Origin of the sequence: Spirillospora sp. NPDC048824 (genome assembly GCF_043198455.1) — a bacterium.
Classification (GTDB): domain Bacteria; phylum Actinomycetota; class Actinomycetes; order Streptosporangiales; family Streptosporangiaceae; genus Spirillospora.
In genome coordinates this window covers 262,366-280,467 of the sequence record NZ_JBICUS010000007.1, presented here as the reverse complement: position 1 = coordinate 280,467, position 18,102 = coordinate 262,366, and the positions used below count along the sequence as shown (strand labels likewise).

General features: G+C 72.4%; 17 protein-coding genes. 11 read left to right on the top strand and 6 right to left on the bottom strand.

The features are described 5' to 3' along the window. Window positions 1-50: 50 nt before the first annotated feature. The 3 genes from ACGFIS_RS16660 to ACGFIS_RS16650 all read right to left on the bottom strand — a co-directional run bounded on the left by ACGFIS_RS16660 (window position 51) and on the right by ACGFIS_RS16650 (window position 2,032). Entirely contained in the window at window positions 51-923 is an 873-nt protein-coding gene (locus ACGFIS_RS16660) for an HAD family hydrolase (RefSeq protein ID WP_392905758.1), read from the bottom strand. 10 nt (window positions 924-933) lie between these two features. Beyond that, complete coding sequence (locus tag ACGFIS_RS16655; RefSeq protein WP_392971491.1) at window positions 934-1,122, bottom strand: hypothetical protein; 189 nt, start codon at window positions 1,120-1,122, stop codon at window positions 934-936. Window positions 1,123-1,393: 271 nt separating this feature from the next. Continuing rightward, on the bottom strand, window positions 1,394-2,032 hold the full coding sequence (locus ACGFIS_RS16650) for a sigma-70 family RNA polymerase sigma factor (protein WP_392905755.1): 639 nt from the start codon (window positions 2,030-2,032) through the stop codon (window positions 1,394-1,396). A 156-nt stretch (window positions 2,033-2,188) separates the two neighbouring features. Here ACGFIS_RS16650 and ACGFIS_RS16645 point away from each other — a divergent pair, with 156 nt between their 5' ends. From ACGFIS_RS16645 to ACGFIS_RS16610, 8 genes are all read left to right on the top strand, one after another. Beyond that, window positions 2,189-3,517: a putative quinol monooxygenase gene (locus ACGFIS_RS16645; protein ID WP_392905753.1), complete on the top strand. Its 1,329-nt coding sequence runs from the start codon at window positions 2,189-2,191 to the stop codon at window positions 3,515-3,517. Between the two features lies 1 nt (window position 3,518). Next, on the top strand, window positions 3,519-3,791 hold the full coding sequence (locus ACGFIS_RS16640; protein WP_392905751.1) for a glutaredoxin family protein: 273 nt from the start codon (window positions 3,519-3,521) through the stop codon (window positions 3,789-3,791). A 344-nt stretch (window positions 3,792-4,135) separates the two neighbouring features. Beyond that, a complete protein-coding gene (locus ACGFIS_RS16635) occupies window positions 4,136-4,876 on the top strand; it encodes a redox-sensing transcriptional repressor Rex (RefSeq protein ID WP_392905749.1) in 741 nt (246 codons plus the stop codon). An 83-nt stretch (window positions 4,877-4,959) separates the two neighbouring features. After that, window positions 4,960-6,585, top strand: coding sequence for a glutamyl-tRNA reductase (locus ACGFIS_RS16630; RefSeq protein ID WP_392905747.1), 1,626 nt, complete (start codon window positions 4,960-4,962; stop codon window positions 6,583-6,585). A 112-nt stretch (window positions 6,586-6,697) separates the two neighbouring features. After that, on the top strand, window positions 6,698-7,567 hold the full coding sequence (hemC, locus tag ACGFIS_RS16625) for a hydroxymethylbilane synthase (RefSeq protein WP_392971589.1): 870 nt from the start codon (window positions 6,698-6,700) through the stop codon (window positions 7,565-7,567). Window positions 7,568-7,710: 143 nt separating this feature from the next. Beyond that, on the top strand, window positions 7,711-9,240 hold the full coding sequence (locus tag ACGFIS_RS16620) for a uroporphyrinogen-III synthase (protein WP_392905988.1): 1,530 nt from the start codon (window positions 7,711-7,713) through the stop codon (window positions 9,238-9,240). 68 nt (window positions 9,241-9,308) lie between these two features. Then, window positions 9,309-10,304, top strand: coding sequence for a porphobilinogen synthase (gene hemB, locus ACGFIS_RS16615; RefSeq protein WP_392905745.1), 996 nt, complete (start codon window positions 9,309-9,311; stop codon window positions 10,302-10,304). A gap of 241 nt (window positions 10,305-10,545) precedes the next feature. Then, window positions 10,546-11,193, top strand: a complete 648-nt coding sequence (locus ACGFIS_RS16610; RefSeq protein WP_392905986.1) for a bifunctional DNA primase/polymerase — start codon at window positions 10,546-10,548, stop codon at window positions 11,191-11,193. On the opposite strand, the gene ACGFIS_RS16605 is transcribed toward ACGFIS_RS16610, so the two are convergent. Further along, window positions 11,194-12,909 carry a serine/threonine-protein kinase gene (locus ACGFIS_RS16605; RefSeq protein WP_392905743.1) on the bottom strand — a complete coding sequence of 572 codons (1,716 nt, stop codon included), beginning with the start codon at window positions 12,907-12,909 and terminating at the stop codon, window positions 11,194-11,196. A gap of 198 nt (window positions 12,910-13,107) precedes the next feature. On the opposite strand from ACGFIS_RS16605, the gene hemL reads away from it, so the two are divergent. Beyond that, window positions 13,108-14,397 carry a glutamate-1-semialdehyde 2,1-aminomutase gene (gene hemL, locus ACGFIS_RS16600; RefSeq protein WP_392905741.1) on the top strand — a complete coding sequence of 430 codons (1,290 nt, stop codon included), beginning with the start codon at window positions 13,108-13,110 and terminating at the stop codon, window positions 14,395-14,397. A 64-nt stretch (window positions 14,398-14,461) separates the two neighbouring features. On the opposite strand, the gene ACGFIS_RS16595 is transcribed toward hemL, so the two are convergent. Together ACGFIS_RS16595 and ACGFIS_RS16590 are read right to left on the bottom strand one after the other, a co-directional pair. After that, window positions 14,462-15,334, bottom strand: a complete 873-nt coding sequence (locus tag ACGFIS_RS16595; protein WP_392905738.1) for a dihydrodipicolinate synthase family protein — start codon at window positions 15,332-15,334, stop codon at window positions 14,462-14,464. Between the two features lie 4 nt (window positions 15,335-15,338). Continuing rightward, the gene (locus ACGFIS_RS16590; RefSeq protein WP_392905735.1) at window positions 15,339-16,343 is read right to left on the bottom strand and encodes an EamA family transporter; all 1,005 of its coding nucleotides are present in this window, start codon (window positions 16,341-16,343) and stop codon (window positions 15,339-15,341) included. 72 nt (window positions 16,344-16,415) lie between these two features. Here ACGFIS_RS16590 and ACGFIS_RS16585 point away from each other — a divergent pair, with 72 nt between their 5' ends. Beyond that, on the top strand, window positions 16,416-17,342 hold the full coding sequence (locus ACGFIS_RS16585; protein ID WP_392905733.1) for a LysR substrate-binding domain-containing protein: 927 nt from the start codon (window positions 16,416-16,418) through the stop codon (window positions 17,340-17,342). 108 nt (window positions 17,343-17,450) lie between these two features. Beyond that, complete coding sequence (locus tag ACGFIS_RS16580; RefSeq protein WP_392905730.1) at window positions 17,451-18,089, top strand: histidine phosphatase family protein; 639 nt, start codon at window positions 17,451-17,453, stop codon at window positions 18,087-18,089. Window positions 18,090-18,102: the final 13 nt, after the last annotated feature.

The following is an 18,102-nucleotide window of genomic DNA, read 5'->3' as shown; positions in this document are numbered from 1 at the left end:
AAGCCCCGTCGCCCACGTTCACTTGCGGCATGTCGTGGTTACCGGGCGGGTCAGCTGCGGTAGTGGCGGCGGAGAGCCACGCCCGCCGCCACGCTGCCCGCTATCGCGCCGGCGCCCGCCGCGGCGGGCAGCGCGATCATCGTGACCTTGCGGCCGGTGCGGAAGTCGTGGATCGGCCAGCCGTGGTCCCTGGCGTGCTCGCGCAGTTCGGCGTCGGGGTTCACGGCGTGCGGATGGCCGACGGCGGTCAGCATCGGCAGGTCGTTGATCGAGTCGCTGTAGGCGGCGCAGCGCGCCAGGTCCAGGCCCTCGCGCTGCGCGAGGGCGCGGACGGCCTCGGCCTTCGCGGGGCCGTGCAGCAGGTTCCCGACGAGCCGTCCCGTGTAGACGCCGTCGCGCGTCTCCGCGACGGTGCCGAGCGCGCCGGTGAGGCCGAGGCGGTGCGCGATCGTCCGGGCGACCTCGACGGGCGTGGCGGTGACGAGCCAGACCTGCTGGCCGGCGTCGAGGTGCTGGAGGGCGAGGGTGCGGGTGCCGTGCCAGATCCGGTCGGCCATCACCTCGTCGTAGATCTCCTCGCTGAGCTTGACGATCCCGTTGACCTTCTGCCCGGCGACGAACGAGAGCGCGGCCTCCTTGGCGCTGCCGATGTGCTCGGAGTTCTCGGTGCCGCGGAGCCGGAACGCGGCCTGCCCCCAGGCGAACATGGCGAGGTCGCGCATGGTGAACAGCTTGCGGGAGGCGAGGCCCCGCGCGAAGTAGTAGATGGACGCGCCGCGCATCATCGTGTTGTCGACGTCGAAGAACGCCGCCGCGGCGGGGTCGGGCTCGGGAAGCGGCTCGGGCTCGGTCGCGGCCGCGGCGGCCACCTCCCCGGCGCTCTTGTGATCTTCATCCTTGCCGCGTTGCCAGAATCGCCGCATGGAGGTGAGCCTAGTCAACCCCCTTGCCCGAGCCGTCCGCGCGCCCGTGATTGCGACGGTCGTCACTCCGGTCGCTCGCCGCCGCGACGAGCCGCTCGCGCAGCGCCGCGCGGAAGCGCGGGTCCGGCCCCGCGTCGCTCGCCCGCAACCGGGCCAGCGCGTTCCCATGTTCGGCGATCTTTCCTCGCCCGGTTCTCAACTGGCCGCTCCCTCGCGGAATCCAGGCGCGAACGCGCTCCTGCCCGCAAAACGATCGGGTGGCGCGGCCGGTTACGGCCCGACAGTTAATTAATAAACTATCTAATAATGCGTTGATGCCGCCGGACGCCAGTGGGCGCAGCAGCTGGGCACTGTCAGCCGAGTACAGATCCGCCGAGTACAGGTCGGCCGGAGTACGAGTCGGCCGGAGTACGAGTCGGCCGGAGTACGAGTCGGCCGGAGTGCAGGTCGGCCGTATTGCGGGTCGGGGGCTAGTGGCACAGGTCGGGTGGGAGCATGCGCGCCAGCGACCGGACGGCCCGGTACTGCAGCGCCTTGATCGCGCCCGGCTTCTTGTCCATGACCAGCGCGGTCTCGGCGACCGACAGCCCGTGCAGGAACCGCAGGACGACGCATTCCTGCTGCTCGGACCCCAGCCGGCGGACGGCCGCCAGCAGGGTCCGGTTCGTCATCGAGTCCAGGACGGCCCGCTCGGGCCCCTCCTGTGGCCGGTCCGGTTCGACGAGCTCGGCGGTGCAGACCTCCAGCCGGTAGCGGCCGGACTTGAAATGGTCGGCGACCAGGTTCCGGGCGATCGTCACCAGCCAGGCCCCGAAGTCCTTGCCCTGCCAGTGGAAGTCGCAGATCCGGCGGAGCGCGCGGAGGAACGTCTCGCTGGTGAGGTCCTCGGTGAGCGAGTGCGTCCCGACCCGGTAGTAGACGTAGCGGTAGACCAGTTCGACGTAGTGGTCGTAGAGGGAGCCGAACGCGTCGGCGTCGCCGTCCCGTGCCCGCAGGACCAGGGCCTTGAGCAGCTCCGCCCGGTCGGCAGGGCCGGAAGTGCGGTCGGCGCCGCCTCGGATCGACCGGGGAAGTGGGAGGACCCCGGCATCGAGGGTCAAGCTGCTCATGCAGATCTCCTCGGGGCGTACGCGACCTCCGGCGTGATTTGCCACTCTAGATACCGATAGGTACGCCAGGCAATGGTGTGTGTGCACGGGCACATGCACGTGCGTTCTCGGGAGCGGTTACCCGTCAGCCCCCGGCATCGGGCACCATGGGGCGCGATGGTCTCTGCTCTCCTCGCGCTCGTGGCGACCCTTGGTGCCTTACTGGTCACCGGGTTGCTGATTCAGCGCGCCTACCAAGACCGGCTGCTCTACCTCATCGCCTGGTCGTTCACCCAGGTCGGGCTTTCGCTCGCCCTGCTGTCGATGGGCGTCGGGTTCCTGGCCGGATTCAACGGCGTGTTCTTCCGCGTCATGGAGCTCGGGGCGGCCCTGATCGGGCCGCTCTGGCTCGCGCTCGGCATGATCGAGCTGATCGCCCGGTACGTGCAGGTGCGGTTCGCCGCCTGGCTGTTCGCGATCTCCTACACGTTCGTCGCGATCGTCATCCTGCTCCTGGACCCGCTCAAGGGCTCGCTGTCCAAGGACCTGCCCAAACCCGGCTCCACCTACGACGCCCTGCCGCTGCTGCTGATCGACGGCGCGCACGTCGTCGCCGTGCTCGCGTTGGCGGCGTGCACCGGGGTCACCGCCTGGCTGGCGAGCAAGCGGGACGAGGAGGCCGGCGAGCTGCTGATCCCGATCGCCCTGGTCGCCCTGGCGGGCGTCCTGGTGGTGAGCGGCACCCGCGGGTTCCTGCCCGCGCCGCTCGCGGTGATCGCCCTGGGCGCCGCCGCCGGCCTCGTCTGGTACGGCGCGATGCGCACGATCCCGGTGTACGACGACGAAGAGGGCTATGACGGCTACAGGGACGACCACGGAAATGAGCCGATGACCGGGTACGAAGAGCAGGGGTACCCGCGCTCGCGGGCCGAGTCCGTCCGGCCCGACCCCGTCCCGGCGCCGACCCCGTCGCCCGACCCGAGGCGCGGGGAACTGCGCTTCCCCGAGCCGGCCCCCGCCGAACCGCTGCGCTTCCCTCCGGACAACCCCGCGGGCCCCACCGCCGTGGACGGTGCCGGCGGCCGTGCCGGTGCCGCCGGCATGGGAGTCGCCGGGCTGCCCGAGCAGAACCGGCACGCCGGGCCGTCCAGGGGCGCGTTCGGCGGCGAGCTGGCCGGGGCATGCGGCCAGATCACCGTCTACACGCTGCTGGACGGACGCGAGGACGCCTTCGACCGGCTCGCCACCGACCTCGTGAAGGCGGCCCTCGCGGTCGAGCCCGACACGATGATCTTCGCCTGCCACGAGGTGGTGGGCGGCCCCACGCAGCGGATCTTCTACCAGCTCTTCCGGGACGAGGCGGCGTTCGCCGCGCACCGGCAGCAGCCGCACCTGCAGCGCTTCCTGGCGGAGTCCCGCACGCACGTGCTGGCCACCAACGTGATCGAGCTGCGCCTCGGCGCCGCCAAGGTGCCGCTCCCCGCACCGGAGTACCCCGGGAGGTGACATGACGGCCAGCGAGAAGGCGAGTATCACGATCACGCTGCTCGGCAAGCCCGGCTGCCATCTGTGCGACGACGCCCGTGCGGTGATCGAGCGGGTCGCCCGCGATCTGGGCGTGCCGTGGGAAGAGCGTGACATCACCAGGTCCGAGGAGCTCACCGAGCAGTACTGGGAGCAGATCCCGGTCACGCTCGTCAACGGCGTCCAGCACGACTTCTGGCGCGTCGACGAGGCCCGCCTGCGCGCCGCCATCGCGAAGCTGCGCGAACCGGCCTGACACCCGGGCCGAGCCGGGCCCTTCCGGCCGCCGCGCGTCTCCGGGCCGCCGTGCGTCTCCGGGTCGTACCGACGGATATGTCTGGTCGGTCACATCCGGCGGCGGCCGGGCGGGTGCCGCGTACCCTGAAAAGTTGCTGCTGGACGGCGCTTTCGCGGTCGCGCGCGAGCGTCCGGAGTCCGCTATCCGGGGGGTGACTTTGTGCGCGTGTTCACAAAGGCTTAACCTGGTGGACAGCCCCGGGGCGGTCAGGTCGCGGCCGTGAGCCGCTGCCCGCCCCCGCGAGAACCGGAGCCAGGGGTCGGCGTGACCCCGTACCCAGCGTCGAGCCCGAAGAGCAGGCCGTGACACCTCGACAGAACCGACAACGCGACCGTGCAGGGCGCGGCATCCCCGAAGCCACCGTGGCGCGGCTGCCGGTGTACCTGCGGGCGCTGACCGCGCTGCAGGAGCGCGGCATCACGACCGTGTCCTCGGAGGAACTGGCCGCGGCCGCCGGCGTCAACTCGGCCAAACTCCGCAAGGACCTGTCCCACCTGGGCTCGTATGGGACGCGCGGCGTCGGGTACGAGGTGGAGTACCTCGTCTACCAGATCTCCCGTGAACTCGGGCTCACCCAGGACTGGGTGGTCGCCATCATCGGGGTCGGTAACCTGGGCCGTGCGTTGGCCGGCTACGGCGGTTTCGCGTCCCGCGGTTTCCGCGTGGCCGGCCTGCTCGACGCGGACGAGTCCATCGTCGGCCAGGAGATCTCCGGGATGACGGTGCAGAACATCGACCTGCTGGAGGACATCATCGCGGGCCACGGCGTGTCCATCGCCGTGATCGCCACCCCCGCGGGCGCGGCCCAGGGGGTGTGCGATCGTGTGGTGGCCGCGGGTGTGACGAGCGTCCTGAACTTCGCGCCGGTGGTGCTCTCGGTACCCGAAGGAGTCGATGTGCGGAAGGTCGACCTGTCGATCGAGTTGCAGATCCTCGCGTTCCACGAGCAGCGCAAGGCCGGGGGGCCGGACGGTCTCGCCCCCCTCGCCGCGGGTGACGCGCCTCCCGGCACGACCCATTACGTAGAGACTGTCGAGGCATGATCGGGACAGTGTGATCGGGACGGCATGATCGGGGCGGTCCGACCGGGAGACGCGGGAAACCAGGGAGACGCGGGAGAGGCCATATGAGCATTCTGGTCGTGGGGCTCAGTCACCGGAGCGCGCCCGTGGCGGTGCTGGAACGGGCGGCGGTGGCCGGGGACGACCTGGTCAAGCTGCTGCACGCGGTGCACGAGTCCGCGAACGTCGCCCAGGCCGCCATCGTCTCGACGTGCAACCGCGTCGAGATCTACGCGGTGGTGGACAAGTTCCACGGGGGCGTCTCGGCGATCTCCGAGCTGCTGGCCCTGCACTCCGGCATCCCGATGGACGACCTGTCGCGGCACCTGTACGTCCACTATGAGGAGCGGGCCGTCCAGCACGTGTTCGCGGTGGCGTGCGGCCTGGAGTCGATGGTCGTCGGCGAGGGCCAGATCCTCGGGCAGATCCGGCAGGCGTTCCGGCTCGCCCAGGAGGAGGGCACGCTCGGCCGCGACCTGCACGACGTCCTGCAGCAGTCGCTGCGGGTGGGCAAGCGCGCCCACCACGAGACCGGCATCGACAAGGCGGGCGCGTCGCTGGTCAGCGTGGGCCTGGAGGTCGCCGCCCGGCATCTCGGGCCGCTGGACGAGGTACGGGCGCTGGTCGTCGGCGCCGGCTCGATGAGCTCGCTGGCGGCGGCGACGCTGAGCCGGTCCGGAGTCCGCGAGGTCGTCGTCGCGAACCGCACCCACGACCGGGCGGTGCGGCTGGCGGAGTCGCTGGAGGTGCCGTCCCGGGCCATCGAGCTTTCGGTGCTGGACGCCGCGATCACCGAGGCCGACCTGGTGGTGTCGTGCACCGGCGCGGCCGGGCTGGTCATGACGGCGGCGCGGCTCGCCGCGCGGGGCGTCGGCTCCGACGGACGCAGGCGGTTCTTCCTCGACCTGGCGCTGCCGCACGACATCGACCGCGACGCGGGCGACCTGCCGGGCGTCGAACTGGCCGGGCTGGACGATCTGCGGACCGCGCAGGAGGCGGCGAAGGCCATCGGCCCTGAGGCCGTCGACGCCGTCCGGCGGATCGTGTGCGAGGAGGTCGAGGCGTTCCTGTCCGCGGTCCGCGCCGCCGCCGTCGCCCCGACGGTCGTCGCGCTGCGCAGCAAGGCGGCGGAGGTCGTCGAGGCGGAGCTGAACCGGCTCGCCGGGCGGCTGCCCGAGATGGACGACCGGGCCCGCAAGGAGATCGACCAGACCGTCCGGCGCGTGGTGGACAAGCTGCTCCACGCGCCGACCGTCCGGGTGAAGGAGCTGGCGGCGGCGCCGGGCGGCGACTCCTACGCCGACGCGCTGCGCGAGCTGTTCGACCTGGACCCGAAGGCCCCCGAGGCGGTGGCCCGCGCCGACATGCGCGAGGACGAGCCGGGCGCCTCGGCCGTGTGGAACGGTTCGACCCCCGCGGTTGACCCGGACTGCGCCGAGGCCGACTGCGTGAGTATCCCGTCGCCCGCCGAGGGCGCACGGGGCATCGAACTGAACGAGGCCGGCGTGAACGAGGCCGGCGTGAACACGGCCGGCCTGCACGAGGTCAGTTTGCAGGACGTCAAGGCGCACGAGACACAGAGCACGGATGTGCTGGGCGTGCCCGCGGAGACGGTGAACGCGCAGGCCGCGAGCGTCCGGGCGGTCAGCGCCCGCGATGCCGTGGCGGCGCGCGAAGGAGACGTGACGTGAGCGCGGGCGGCCCGCCGGCCGTCCGCCGGAAGTCGAGCGGAGCAGGGGATTGAGCAGGGGATTGAGCACTCCAGGCGGGGGGCCGCTGCGGCTCGGTACCCGCAAGAGCCTGATGGCGACGACCCAGTCGCAGCGCGTCGCGGACGCGTTGACGCAGCTGACGGGGCATGCCGTCGAGCTGGTCGGGGTAACCACGCAGGGTGATGTTTCCAAGGCCCTGCTCGCCCAGATCGGCGGGACGGGGGTCTTCGTCAATGCGCTTCGCGACAAGATCCTGTCCGGCGAGGTGGATTTCGCCGTGCACTCGCTGAAGGACCTGCCGACGTCCGAGACGCCGGGGATCGCCCTCGCCGCGACACCCCTGCGCGATGACCCCCGCGACGCCCTGTGCGGCCCGGCGAAGCTCGCCGACCTGCCGCGCGGGGCGCGCATCGGCACCGGCTCCCCACGCCGGGTCGCACAGCTGCGCGCGCTGCGGCCCGACCTGGAGATCGTCCCGATCCGCGGCAACGCCGACACCCGGCTCCGCAAGGTCACCGACGGTGAACTCGACGCCGTCGTGCTCGCCCACGCGGGCCTGAAGCGGATCGACCGGCTGGCGGCGGTCGGCGAGGTCTTCGACCCCGACCAGATGCTGCCGGCCCCCGGGCAGGGGGCGCTCGCGCTGGAATGCCGCGCCGACAGGGCCGACCTCCGCGATTTTCTTGGAATGGTCGACGACGCCGCGACCAGGAGGTCCGTCACCGCCGAGCGGACCGTGCTGGCCGTCCTGGAGGCGGGTTGTTCCGCGCCCGTGGGAACATACGCTGCCGAAGTAGATGAAAAGCTGCATCTGACGGCGACCGTCGCGGCGATCGACGGGAGCCGCCAGATCAGGCTGTCCGCAAGCGGCCACCCGGATGCCGCCGAGCAGATCGGACGCGACCTCGCGGACCGGCTGCTCGCGCAGGGGGCCGACCAGTTGATGGGGGAGCGCGATTGAGCCCCGCCGCGAAGAGCAGCGCCGCCGAGAATACGAAGAGCACGCCCGCCCGGCCTCCAGAGGCCGAGCAGGCGGCCAGGGGGAGCACGGCCAAGGGGAGTGAGGGGACCGCGGCCGGAGGCACCGGCGTCGGCACCGTCTCGATCGTCGGGATGGGGCCGGGCGATCCGGGCCTGCTGACCCTGCGCGCCGCCGCCGAACTGGAACGCGCCGACACGGTGATCGTGAGCCGGGCCCACTGCCCGGAGGAGATCCTGTCCCACTGCCGGCCCGATGTGGAGATCATCGACTCGGCGGAGGGTGACCCCGTCCGGCTCGCCGCCCGCGCCGCGCAGGCGGGCCGGCGGGTCGTCCGGCTGCTGAGCGGCGACCCCGGCGTGATGTGCGGGCTGGCCGCCGAGGGCGGCGCCCTCGCCAAGGCCGGTGTGCCGTTCGAGGTCGTGCCGGGCGTGTCCGCGGTGACGGGCGTGCCCGGGTACGCGGGCATCCCGCTGACCGACGCCGAGCACCGCGAGGTCCGGGTCGTGGACGCCTCGCAGGCCGGCGTCGACTGGGAGCGGTTCGCCGCCCCGGACACCACCCTGGTGATCATCGGCGCGGAGGGCGCCGTGGCGGAGGTCTGCAAGGGCCTGGTCGCCGCGGGACGTCCCGACTCCACCCCCGCCGCGATGACGAGCCTCGGCACGACCACCGAGCAGGAGACCGTCGTGTCGACGCTGCAGAAACTGGCGTCCGCGACCAAGGGCATGGAGGCGCCCGCCCTGATCATCGTCGGGGACGTGGTCGGCTGGCGCGACAGGCTGTCCTGGTTCGAGACGAAGGCGCTGTTCGGGTGGCGGGTCCTCGTGCCGCGCACGAAGGAGCAGGCCGCGTCGCTGTCGGAACAGCTGCGCGGGTACGGCGCCGTCCCCGACGAGGTCCCGACGATCTCCGTGGAGCCGCCGCGCACCCCGCAGCAGATGGACCGTGCCGTCAAGGGCCTGGTCACCGGACGGTACGAGTGGGTGGTGTTCACCTCCACCAACGCCGTCAAGGCCGTCCGGGAGAAGTTCGTCGACTACGGCCTCGACGCCCGCGCGTTCGCCGGGCTGAAGGTCGCCGCCGTCGGCGAGCAGACCGCCGCCGCGCTGGTCGAGTTCGGCATCCAGCCCGACCTGACGCCGTCCGGCGAGCAGTCCGGGGAGGGCCTGGCGCGCGAGTGGCCGCCCTACGACGAGGACCTCGACCCGATCAACCGGGTGCTGCTGCCGCGCGCCGACATCGCCACCGACGTGCTCATCGCCAGGCTGACCGAGCTGGGCTGGGAGTGCGAGGACGTCACCGCCTACCGGACGGTCCGGGCCGCGCCGCCGCCCGCGCCGATCCGTGAGGCGATCAAGGGCGGCGGGTTCGACGCCGTGCTGTTCACCTCGTCGTCCACGGTGAAGAACCTGATCGGGATCGCCGGCAAGCCGCACAATGTGACGGTGATCGCCGTGATCGGCCCGCAGACGGCGAAGACGGCGCAGGAGTACGGGCTGCGCGTCGACGTCATGGCGGACAAGCCCTCGGCATCGGCCCTCGCGGAGGCGCTCGCGGAGTACGGCGCCAAGCGGAGGGCGGCCCAGATCGAGGCGGGAGACCCGCTCCGCAAGCCCAGCCAGATGCGCCGGGGGGCCCGGCGCCGCAGGTGAAGCCGCCGCCGGCACGGCTCACCGGGGGCCGTGTTCGCGTGGCGTAGACCGACCCGGAAAGAAGGATCATGTCCGCACAGTTCCCCGTTGCCCGGCCGCGGCGGCTGCGCCGCACGCCCGCCCTGCGCCGGATGGTGGCCGAGACGCGGCTCAGCCCGGCCGAACTGGTCCTGCCGATGTTCGTGAAGGAGGGCATCGCCGAGCCGCAGCCCGTCTCGTCCATGCCGGGCGTGTTCCAGCACACCCGCGACAGCCTCCGCAAGGCCGCGCACGAGGCGGTCGAGGCCGGGGTCGGCGGCATCATCCTGTTCGGCGTCCCCGCGGTCAAGGACGGCGTCGGCTCCGGCGCCGACGACCCGGACGGCATCGTCCAGCTCGCGCTGCGCGACCTGAACGCCGACCTGGGCGACTCGACCGTGATCATGACGGACCTCTGCCTCGACGAGTACACCGACCACGGGCACTGCGGCGTCCTCACCGGCTCCGGCGAGTCCGGCGGGGAGATGGACAACGACGCGACGCTGGAGCGGTACGCCTCGATCGCGGTCGCGCAGGCCGAGGCGGGCTCGGCGGTCGTCGGCCCGAGCGGCATGATGGACGGCCAGGTCGCCGCGATCCGCGCGGCCCTCGACGGCGCCGGCCACCCGGACATCGCGATCATGGCGTATTCGGCGAAGTACGCCTCGGCGTACTACGGCCCGTTCCGCGAAGCCGCCGAGTGCGCCCCGCGGTTCGGCGACCGCTCCACCCACCAGCAGGACCCGGCGAACTCCGACGAGTCGCTGCGCGAGGTGTTCCTCGACCTCGACGAGGGCGCCGACATGGTCATGGTGAAGCCCGCGGGCGCCTACCTCGACGTCGTCCGCCGCGTCCGCGACGCCGTCGACGTCCCCGTCGTCGCCTACCAGGTGAGCGGCGAGTACGCGATGATCGAGGCCGCCGCGGAGAAGGGCTGGATCGACCGCGAGCGGACGATCATGGAGTCGCTGCTGTCCATCCGCCGCGCCGGCGCCGACATCGCGCTGACGTACTGGGCCACCGAGGTCGCCCGCCGCCTGTCCTAGGACATCACCGGCCGGACATCACCGGCCGGACATCATCATCACCGGCCGGTCCGCCACCCGGGCGTCGTCCGCCCTGCTCGGGCACCTCTCATAACGGGAGAAATCCCGGAATCTCCCTCCCTCCACGGAGGGGGTAGTCAATTGGGGTTGTTTCTGGGGGTAGCCGTGTCCGGGTGTTTGCGTGCCGGGCATCATCGTTAGTCAAGAACCCACGTTCGACCTTGGGTAATTGGGGGCGGAGATGCTGGTGGTGTCGGGGAGCAAGCGGCAGAAGGCGGCACGCGACAGGATGGCCTCGGCGGCGCGGCAATACGCCGGCCTCGGCTGGCCGTGCTTTCCCGGCGCGCATCCGCCCGGCGGCGGTGACCGGGCCTGTTCGTGCGACCGCATCGGGTGCCCCGACCCGGGCGCGCATCCGGTATCGGCGGCCTGGGCGCACCAGGCCAGCGTGGACGCCGACACCATCGGACGCTGGTGGTCCGAACGTCCCCTGGCCAACATCATCCTGCCGACCGGCCGGGTGTTCGACGTGTTCGACGTCCCGGCCGCCGCGGGCACCGTCGCGCTCGACCGGATCGCCTCCGGCGACCTGCCCGTCGGGCCGGTCGCGTCCGTCGGCGGCGACCGGCACCTGTTCTTCGTCGCGACCCGCGGCGCGCCCGTCGACGAGGACGAATGGTGGTCCTGCCACCTTGACACCCTGCCGGAGGACGTCGCCGAGACGCCCGGCATGCGGTGGCACTGCCGCGACAGCTACGTCGTCGCGCCGCCGTCCGTCCTCCCGTACGACGGCGGCGAGGTCAGCTGGCTGAGGCCGCCCGCCGGCGGCCCCCTGCCCGACCCCCTGCGCCTCCTGGAAGTCCTCGCCGACAGCTGCGAGGACGCCTAGTCAAGCCGTCCGCGGGGCTTTGATGGCGGCCTTGGGTCCCCACTTGGTGTACGAGCCGCTGATCTTCTGGTTGCGGCCGTCCTCCGTGCCGGCGCGGACCCAGAACTTCGTGGGCCGGTGGCCGGCGTCGAGTTTGATGGCGAAGGTGATCTGCTGCACGCCGGTCGCCTGGGACATCTGCGCGTACATGGGGCCGATGCCGGGCACCTGCGCCAGCTTCGCGGCCGGGGCCTCGCCCTCGTAGATCGTTCCCGACTCGGTCGGCGGCGACTTGGTCAGCTTCGTCGCCGACTGCAGCAGCGCCGTCAGGTTCGTGACGGAACTGCCCTGGCGCACCTGGCCGGCCGCCGCCGGGTAGCCGCTTCCGCCGAGCGCCGACGCCTTCCACCGCTTGCCGACGCGCATGTAGAACCGGTCCTGGACGATGACGGCACGCACCGGTTTACGGGTCGAGCCCGTTCCCGCCAGCGTCAGCGAGTAGGACGGCTGCCCGCCCTGCACCAGGCCGAACGTCCCCTTGGCGCTCGCGGGGAAGCCGCAGCAGCCCGACTGCCGGTAGCTGAACACGGCGCCGGGCGCCTTGGCGATGGCCTGGTCGATCTGCGCGACGAGCGGCCTCGGGTCGACGCCACCGGCGGGCAGCGTGGGCTGCGGGGTGCTGCTCTGCGCCGGCGCCGGGTCGGGCGGCGGCGTCTCGTCCCCCTTCAGCAGCGTCATGGCGCTCGCGCCGGCGCCGGCGACCACGAGGACGGCGACGGCGGCGAGGACCCAGCGGGTCCGCCCGCCGCGGCCCCCGGCCTGCTTGCCAGCGACGATCGGGTTGAGGCCGCTGCTGCGGGACGCCTTCGGCTTCGGCGGCTCGGGATACCGCGCGGCCTGCGCGGCGAGTTCGGTGAGCCGCCCGCGGCCCTGCGCCTCCCAGGACGGGCCGTACGCGGAGACGGCCGCGTCCTCCAGGGCGGCGAGGTAGTCGACGACGGACTGCGGCCGCTGGGCCGGGTCCTTCGCGAGGCCCTGGTGGATCAGATTGCGCAGCGGCCCCGGCACCTCGTCGGCGGGGATCGGCGCCTCGCGGTGCAGCCGCGCCATGTTCCGTCCCGCGTACGGGGGCCGCCCGGTGAGGCACTCGTAGAAGATCGCGGTGGCGGCGTACAGGTCGGTGGCGACGGTGGCGGGCACACCGTCCCACAGTTCGGGCGCCGCGTACGGCGGGCCGGACTGCGCCTCGGTCCCCGTGGAGGACGTCGCGAAGTCGGTGAGCCGCGCGTTGCCGTCCCCGTCCACCAGGATGTTCGCCGGGCGCATCGCGCCGTGAACGATGCCGTGCTCGTGCGCCGCCGCGAGGCCGAGGAGCGTCCCGCCGAGCATCGACAGCGCCGCCAGCGGGCCGGTGGGGCCCTGCGCGGCCAGCACCCGCCGCAGGCTGACGCCCTCGGCGTACTGCATGACGATCGCGGCGCCCTCCGGGGTCTCCACGAAGTCGTACAGGTCGACCACGTTGGGATCCTCGAGCTGCGACAGGCGCCGCGCGGTGGCGCGGAACCGCGCCAGAAAGGCCTCGTCGGCGCCGAGCGCCCCGGCGAGGTACTTGATCGCGACCTTGGTGCTGGTCATGTCGTCGGTCGCCAGCATCACCCGGCCCGAGGCGCCGCCGCCCAGTTCCCGGTCGTGGGTGAAGCCCGGGACCGTCCAGCCGTCAACCACGTTGAAAGCCATCCCTCCGATACGGCCTGTCAATGAGTTCGGCCGGTGAGTACAGCCGGTGAGTCAGTGAGGCGCCGCTGGACCACGTGCGAGAACCTGTGAGTGCCAGGGTGCCGATGTCGTACTTCCGATGTCGTACTTGGTGGAATATCGGCCCGTACCGTGCGAGGTCAAGGTAAGTCGCCGAACTGCAACTGAGAGACTGCTTCCGTGACTGGTATCGATCACTCCCAGCAGTTGTTCGACCGTGCCGCCGCGATCGTCCCCGGGGGCGTGAACTCGCCGGTCCGGGCGTTCGGGGCCGTCGGCGGGACGCCCCGTTTCATGGTGTCGGGGCGCGGGCCGTACCTGACGGACGCCGACGGCAACGAGTACGTCGACCTGGTGTGCTCGTGGGGGCCGATGATCCTCGGGCACGCGCATCCGGCCGTCGTCGAGGCGGTGCGGGACGCGGCGGGCCGCGGCACGTCCTACGGGGCGCCGACGCCGGGAGAGGTGGAACTCGCCGGGGAACTCGTGTCCCGGACGCCGGCGGAGAAGGTCCGGCTCGTCAACTCGGGGACCGAGGCGACGATGTCGGCGATCCGGCTGGCGCGCGGCTTCACCGGACGTCCCAAGATCGTGAAGTTCGCGGGCTGCTACCACGGGCACGTCGACTCGCTGCTCGCCGCGGCGGGGTCGGGCGTCGCCACGTTCGGCCTGCCCGACACCCCGGGCGTGACCGGCGCGACCACCGCCGACACGCTGATCCTGCCGTACAACGACGTCACGGCGCTGGAGACGGCGTTCGACGAGCACGGCACCGACATAGCGTGCGTCATCACCGAGGCGGTGCCGTGCAACATGGGCGTGGTGCCGCCGCTGTCCGGCTTCAACGCGCTGCTGAAGCGGCTGTGCGAGCGGTACGGTGCGCTGCTGGTCATCGACGAGGTCCTCACCGGGTTCCGGGCGTCCGCGTCAGGCTGGTTCGGGATCGAGGGCGTCGCGGGCGACCTGATGACGTTCGGGAAGGTGATGGGCGGGGGGCTGCCCGCCGCCGCGTTCGGGGGACGCGCCGACGTCATGGACCATCTCGCCCCGGCCGGTCCCGTCTACCAGGCGGGCACGCTGTCGGGGAACCCGCTCGCCACCGCCGCCGGCATCGCCACGCTGCGGAACGCCACCGCCGAGGTGTACGCGACGATCGACCGCTCGGCGGAGATCGTGTCGAGGGCCGCGTCCGAGGCCCTGGAGCGCGAGGGCGTCCCCCACTCGGTGCAGAACGCCGGCAACCTGTTCTCGGTGTTCTTCAGTGAGGGGCGGGTGGGTGACTTCGCCACCGCGCAGCGCCAGGACGCCAAGGCGTACGCCGCGTTCTTCCACGCCGCCCTGGAACGAGGCGTGTATCTGCCTCCGTCGGCGTACGAGGTGTGGTTCCTGTCGTCCGCGCATGACGAGGAGGCTCTGGGACGCATTCTGGACGCCCTTCCGCATGCCGCCCGAGCCGCGGCCCAGGCGTAGCCCAAGAAGCGCTCTGGCGTCGTTCTACAGGCTTGGACGGGCAGGCCCGGACGGGCCGGGCGGCTTACGCGGGCAGGGCGCGATAGGCGGCGAGGGCCGCGGCGACCGACTCGGGACGCGGTGCTTGCAGCGGAGCGCGCACCGCGGGCTCGTCGATCAGTCCCTCCTCCGCGAGGCACGCCTTGAGGACGGCGGGTGCCGGTTCGCTGAACAGCGCCTCCGTCATCGGGAACAGCGCGTTGTGGAGCTTCAGCCCGCGTGCCGCGTCGCCGTCGCGTGCCGCGCCCGCCATCGCGGCGTAGGCGGCGGGCGCGAGGCACGCACACGCGGCGACGCCTCCGGACGCGCCGAGCTGGAGCATCGGGTAGATGTACGCGTCGTCCCCGCTCAGGACCGCTTTTCCGGTGCCCGCCGCCAGCATGCCGAGGGTGTCGTGGTCGATGGCGCCCGCGCAGTGCTTCATGCCGGCGACGCAATCGAGGGAGAGCAGCCGCACGAGGGTGCCGGCGGACAGGTGCTTCCCCGTCCGGTACGGGATGTTGTACGGGAGGAGCGGGACGTCCACGGCGGCGCCGATCGCGGCGAAGTGGTCGATGACGGCGTCGTCCGACGGGCGCAGGTAGTACGGGACGACGACGAGCAGCGCGTCGGCGAGCGGGGCGCGTTCGCGGGCCTGCCGGATGGAGTCCGCGGTGCCCATCGTCCCGGCGCCGACGGTCAGCGGTGTCCGGCGGTCGTCGGAGACGGCACGGCACACCTCCAGCACCGTCCGCTGCTCGCCGGGGCTCAGCAGGGCGGCCTCGCCGGTCGTGCCCAGCGCGACGAGCCCGTCCGCGCCGTTGTCCAGGCAGTGGACCGCGAGCCGTTCGAGCGACTTGGCGTCCACGTCCCCGGAGCGGGTGAACGGCGTCACGAGAGAGGCGTGGATTCCGTGCATGGTCTCACCTGGTTTCGGCGGGCCGGATTTCGGCAGGGCGGATTTCGGCGGAGTGGTTGTCGGCGGGGCGGATGTCCGTGGGGCGGATGTCCGCGGGGCGGATGTCGGTGCGGGCGGGCGGAGTGAGGCCGATGCGCGACCGCAGGCGGACGCTGCCGGCGGCGACGCCCGCGATGACCAGCGCGGCGCCGGTGAGGCGGGTCGCGTCCACGTGCTCGCCCAGCAGGAGGCCGGCCGAGGCGAGTCCGAACGGCGGGACGAGCAGCGAGTACATGGCGACGGTGCTGGCCTCGTACCGGCGCATCAGCCACCCCCACGCGCCGAAGCAGCACAGGGTCGAGACGTAGGCGATGAACGCCATCGACGCGACCCCGGCGAACGACAGGTTGCGCGCCGCTTCCGGGACGGCCCCCGGCCCCTCGAAGATCAGCGAGAGGGCGAGCAGCGGGAGCGGCGGCACCAGGGACACCCACACCATGAACCCGAACGCGTCGACCGGCCCGCGGGCGGCCTGGTTCATCCGCCGCATCGCCACGTTCGCCAGCCCCCAGCTCGCCGCGGCGAGCAGGCAGATCAGGAACGCCCCGACCGGGCTCCCGCCTTCGGCCTGGGCCACGCCGATGAGCGTGACACCGGTGAACGCGACGACCATGCCCGCGATCTGCCGGACGGTGAGGCGCTCGCGCAGCAGCAGGCCCGCGAACAGCGCCGTGAAGATCGCCTGCACCTGCAGGACGACCGACGCCAGGCCGGCGGGCATCCCCATGTGCATGCCGAGGAACAGCAGGCCGAACTGCCCCACGCCGAGCGGGACGCCGACCAGCACGAGCCAGCGCGCCGGCACCGGCGGCCGGCGGACGAAGAACACGGCCGGGAGCGCCGCGGCCGCGAACCGCAGCGAGGCCATCAGCAGCGGCGGGAAGTCGTCCAGCGCCACCCGGATCGGGACGAAGTTGAACCCCCACAGCGCGGCGATCAAGGTGGCCAGCGCGACGTGGCGTGATCTCATTCCCCGATCGTCGTCACCCACTTGTTTTAGGACAAGCGAGAACTTCTTGAAACTTCGTTTTAGTATTGCTTCATGCTTGATCTCGAACGGCTGCGGGCGCTGCACTCGGTCGCGACCTACGGCTCGGTCAGCGCCGCCGCGGACGTCCTGCATGTGACGACCTCGGCCGTCTCCCAGCAGCTCGCCAAGCTGGAGCGGGAGACCGGCCAGAAGCTCCTCGAACGCAACGGCCGCGGCGTCCGGCTCACCGACGCCGCCGTACTCCTCGTCGCCCACGCCGAGCGGATCCTGTCCCTCGTCGAGCAGGCGCAGGCCGACCTGGAGGCGCACCGCGGCTCCGTCGTCGGGCAGCTCTCCGTCGCCGCGTTCCCCACCGCGATCCGCGGGCTCATGCCGGCCGCCCTGCGCGCGCTCCGCGCGGACCACCCCGACCTGCGCGTCCAGCTCAGCGAGGAGGACCCGATGCGCAGCATGCCGCTCCTGTCGCGCGGCGACCTCGACATGGCCGTCGTCCAGGACTGGAACAACGAGCCGCTTCCCCTGCCCGAGGGCCTGTGCAAGGGCGTCATCTGCGACGACGTCGCCGACGTGGCGCTGCCGGAGAGCCACGCCCTCGCGGGCCGCGACACGATCGACCTCAAGGAGCTGGCGGGCGACCCGTGGATCAGCTCGTCGCCGGACAGCATCTGCTGCGGCTGGCTCCTGCGCACGCTCCGCGCCATCGACAGCGAACCCGAGATCGCCCACATGGCCTACGAGTTCGCCACGCAGCTGTCCCTCGTCGCCGCCGGGCTCGGCAACACGATCCTGCCGCGCCTCGGCCGCTGCGACGTGCCGCCCGGTGTGGCGGTCGTCCCGCTGGACGCCCCGCTGTCGCGCCGCGTCTACGCGGTATGGCGCGAGGAGGCCGCCCGCCGTCCCGCGATCCGCGCCGCCGTCACCGCGCTGCGCACCGCCGTCCCCGCCGACGCCCGCGTGCTCACCCCGGCCCCGGCCTGAGCGCCGCCGCGGCCGTCCCCTCCGTCGCCTCCTCCCGCCGCTGAGCCGCGCCCCAGGGGGCGGCCGGTGGGCGGGGGCGCGGGGGGACGAAGGTAATCTGACCTCGCAATGACTGAAAAGACGATCGTTCACCTGTTGCGGCACGGTGAGGTGCACAACCCCGACGGCATCCTGTACGGCCGGCTGCCCGGGTACCGCCTCAGCGAGGACGGTGTCCTCATGGCGAAGGCCGCCGCCAAATGGTTCGCCGACCGGGACGTCACCGCGCTCTTCTCCTCGCCGATGCAGCGGGCGCTGGAGACGGCCGCACCGCTCGCCGACGCGTTCGACCTGCCCGTCACGGTGGACGATCGTCTGATCGAGGCCGACAACCACTTCGAGGGGCTGACGTTCGGGGCGGGCGCCGGTTCGCTGCGCCGCCCGGAGCACTGGTACCACCTGCGCAACCCGTTCCGGCCGTCCTGGGGGGAGCCGTACCGGGCGCTCGCCGCCCGGATGCGCGCCGCCGTCATCAGGGCGCGGGAGGCGGCGCGGGGCCACGAGGCCGTGTGCGTCAGCCACCAGCTGCCCGTCTGGATCCTGCGGCTGCACGCCGAGCGGCGCCGCCTCTGGCATCTGCCGCACCAGCGCGAGTGCACCCTGGCCAGCGTGACGAGCCTGACCTTCGACGGCAGCCGGCTGGTGGACGTCGTCTACAACGAGCCCGCGGCCGGGATGGCGAAGGGGCCCAGTGTCGCGGGTGCCTGACCGCACCGGTACG

What these genes read in the sequence shown, in the direction of transcription:
- ACGFIS_RS16660 (WP_392905758.1), bottom strand. Translation starts at nt 923, where the DNA reads ATGCGGCGATTCTGGCAACGCGGCAAGGATGAAGATCACAAGAGCGCC.
- ACGFIS_RS16650 (WP_392905755.1), bottom strand. Translation starts at nt 2,032, where the DNA reads ATGAGCAGCTTGACCCTCGATGCCGGGGTCCTCCCACTTCCCCGGTCG.
- ACGFIS_RS16645 (WP_392905753.1), top strand. Translation starts at nt 2,189, where the DNA reads ATGGTCTCTGCTCTCCTCGCGCTCGTGGCGACCCTTGGTGCCTTACTG.
- ACGFIS_RS16640 (WP_392905751.1), top strand. Translation starts at nt 3,519, where the DNA reads ATGACGGCCAGCGAGAAGGCGAGTATCACGATCACGCTGCTCGGCAAG.
- ACGFIS_RS16630 (WP_392905747.1), top strand. Translation starts at nt 4,960, where the DNA reads ATGAGCATTCTGGTCGTGGGGCTCAGTCACCGGAGCGCGCCCGTGGCG.
- hemC (WP_392971589.1), top strand. Translation starts at nt 6,698, where the DNA reads ATGGCGACGACCCAGTCGCAGCGCGTCGCGGACGCGTTGACGCAGCTG.
- hemB (WP_392905745.1), top strand. Translation starts at nt 9,309, where the DNA reads ATGTCCGCACAGTTCCCCGTTGCCCGGCCGCGGCGGCTGCGCCGCACG.
- ACGFIS_RS16610 (WP_392905986.1), top strand. Translation starts at nt 10,546, where the DNA reads ATGCTGGTGGTGTCGGGGAGCAAGCGGCAGAAGGCGGCACGCGACAGG.
- ACGFIS_RS16605 (WP_392905743.1), bottom strand. Translation starts at nt 12,909, where the DNA reads ATGGCTTTCAACGTGGTTGACGGCTGGACGGTCCCGGGCTTCACCCAC.
- ACGFIS_RS16595 (WP_392905738.1), bottom strand. Translation starts at nt 15,334, where the DNA reads ATGCACGGAATCCACGCCTCTCTCGTGACGCCGTTCACCCGCTCCGGG.
- ACGFIS_RS16590 (WP_392905735.1), bottom strand. Translation starts at nt 16,343, where the DNA reads ATGAGATCACGCCACGTCGCGCTGGCCACCTTGATCGCCGCGCTGTGG.
- ACGFIS_RS16585 (WP_392905733.1), top strand. Translation starts at nt 16,416, where the DNA reads ATGCTTGATCTCGAACGGCTGCGGGCGCTGCACTCGGTCGCGACCTAC.
- ACGFIS_RS16580 (WP_392905730.1), top strand. Translation starts at nt 17,451, where the DNA reads ATGACTGAAAAGACGATCGTTCACCTGTTGCGGCACGGTGAGGTGCAC.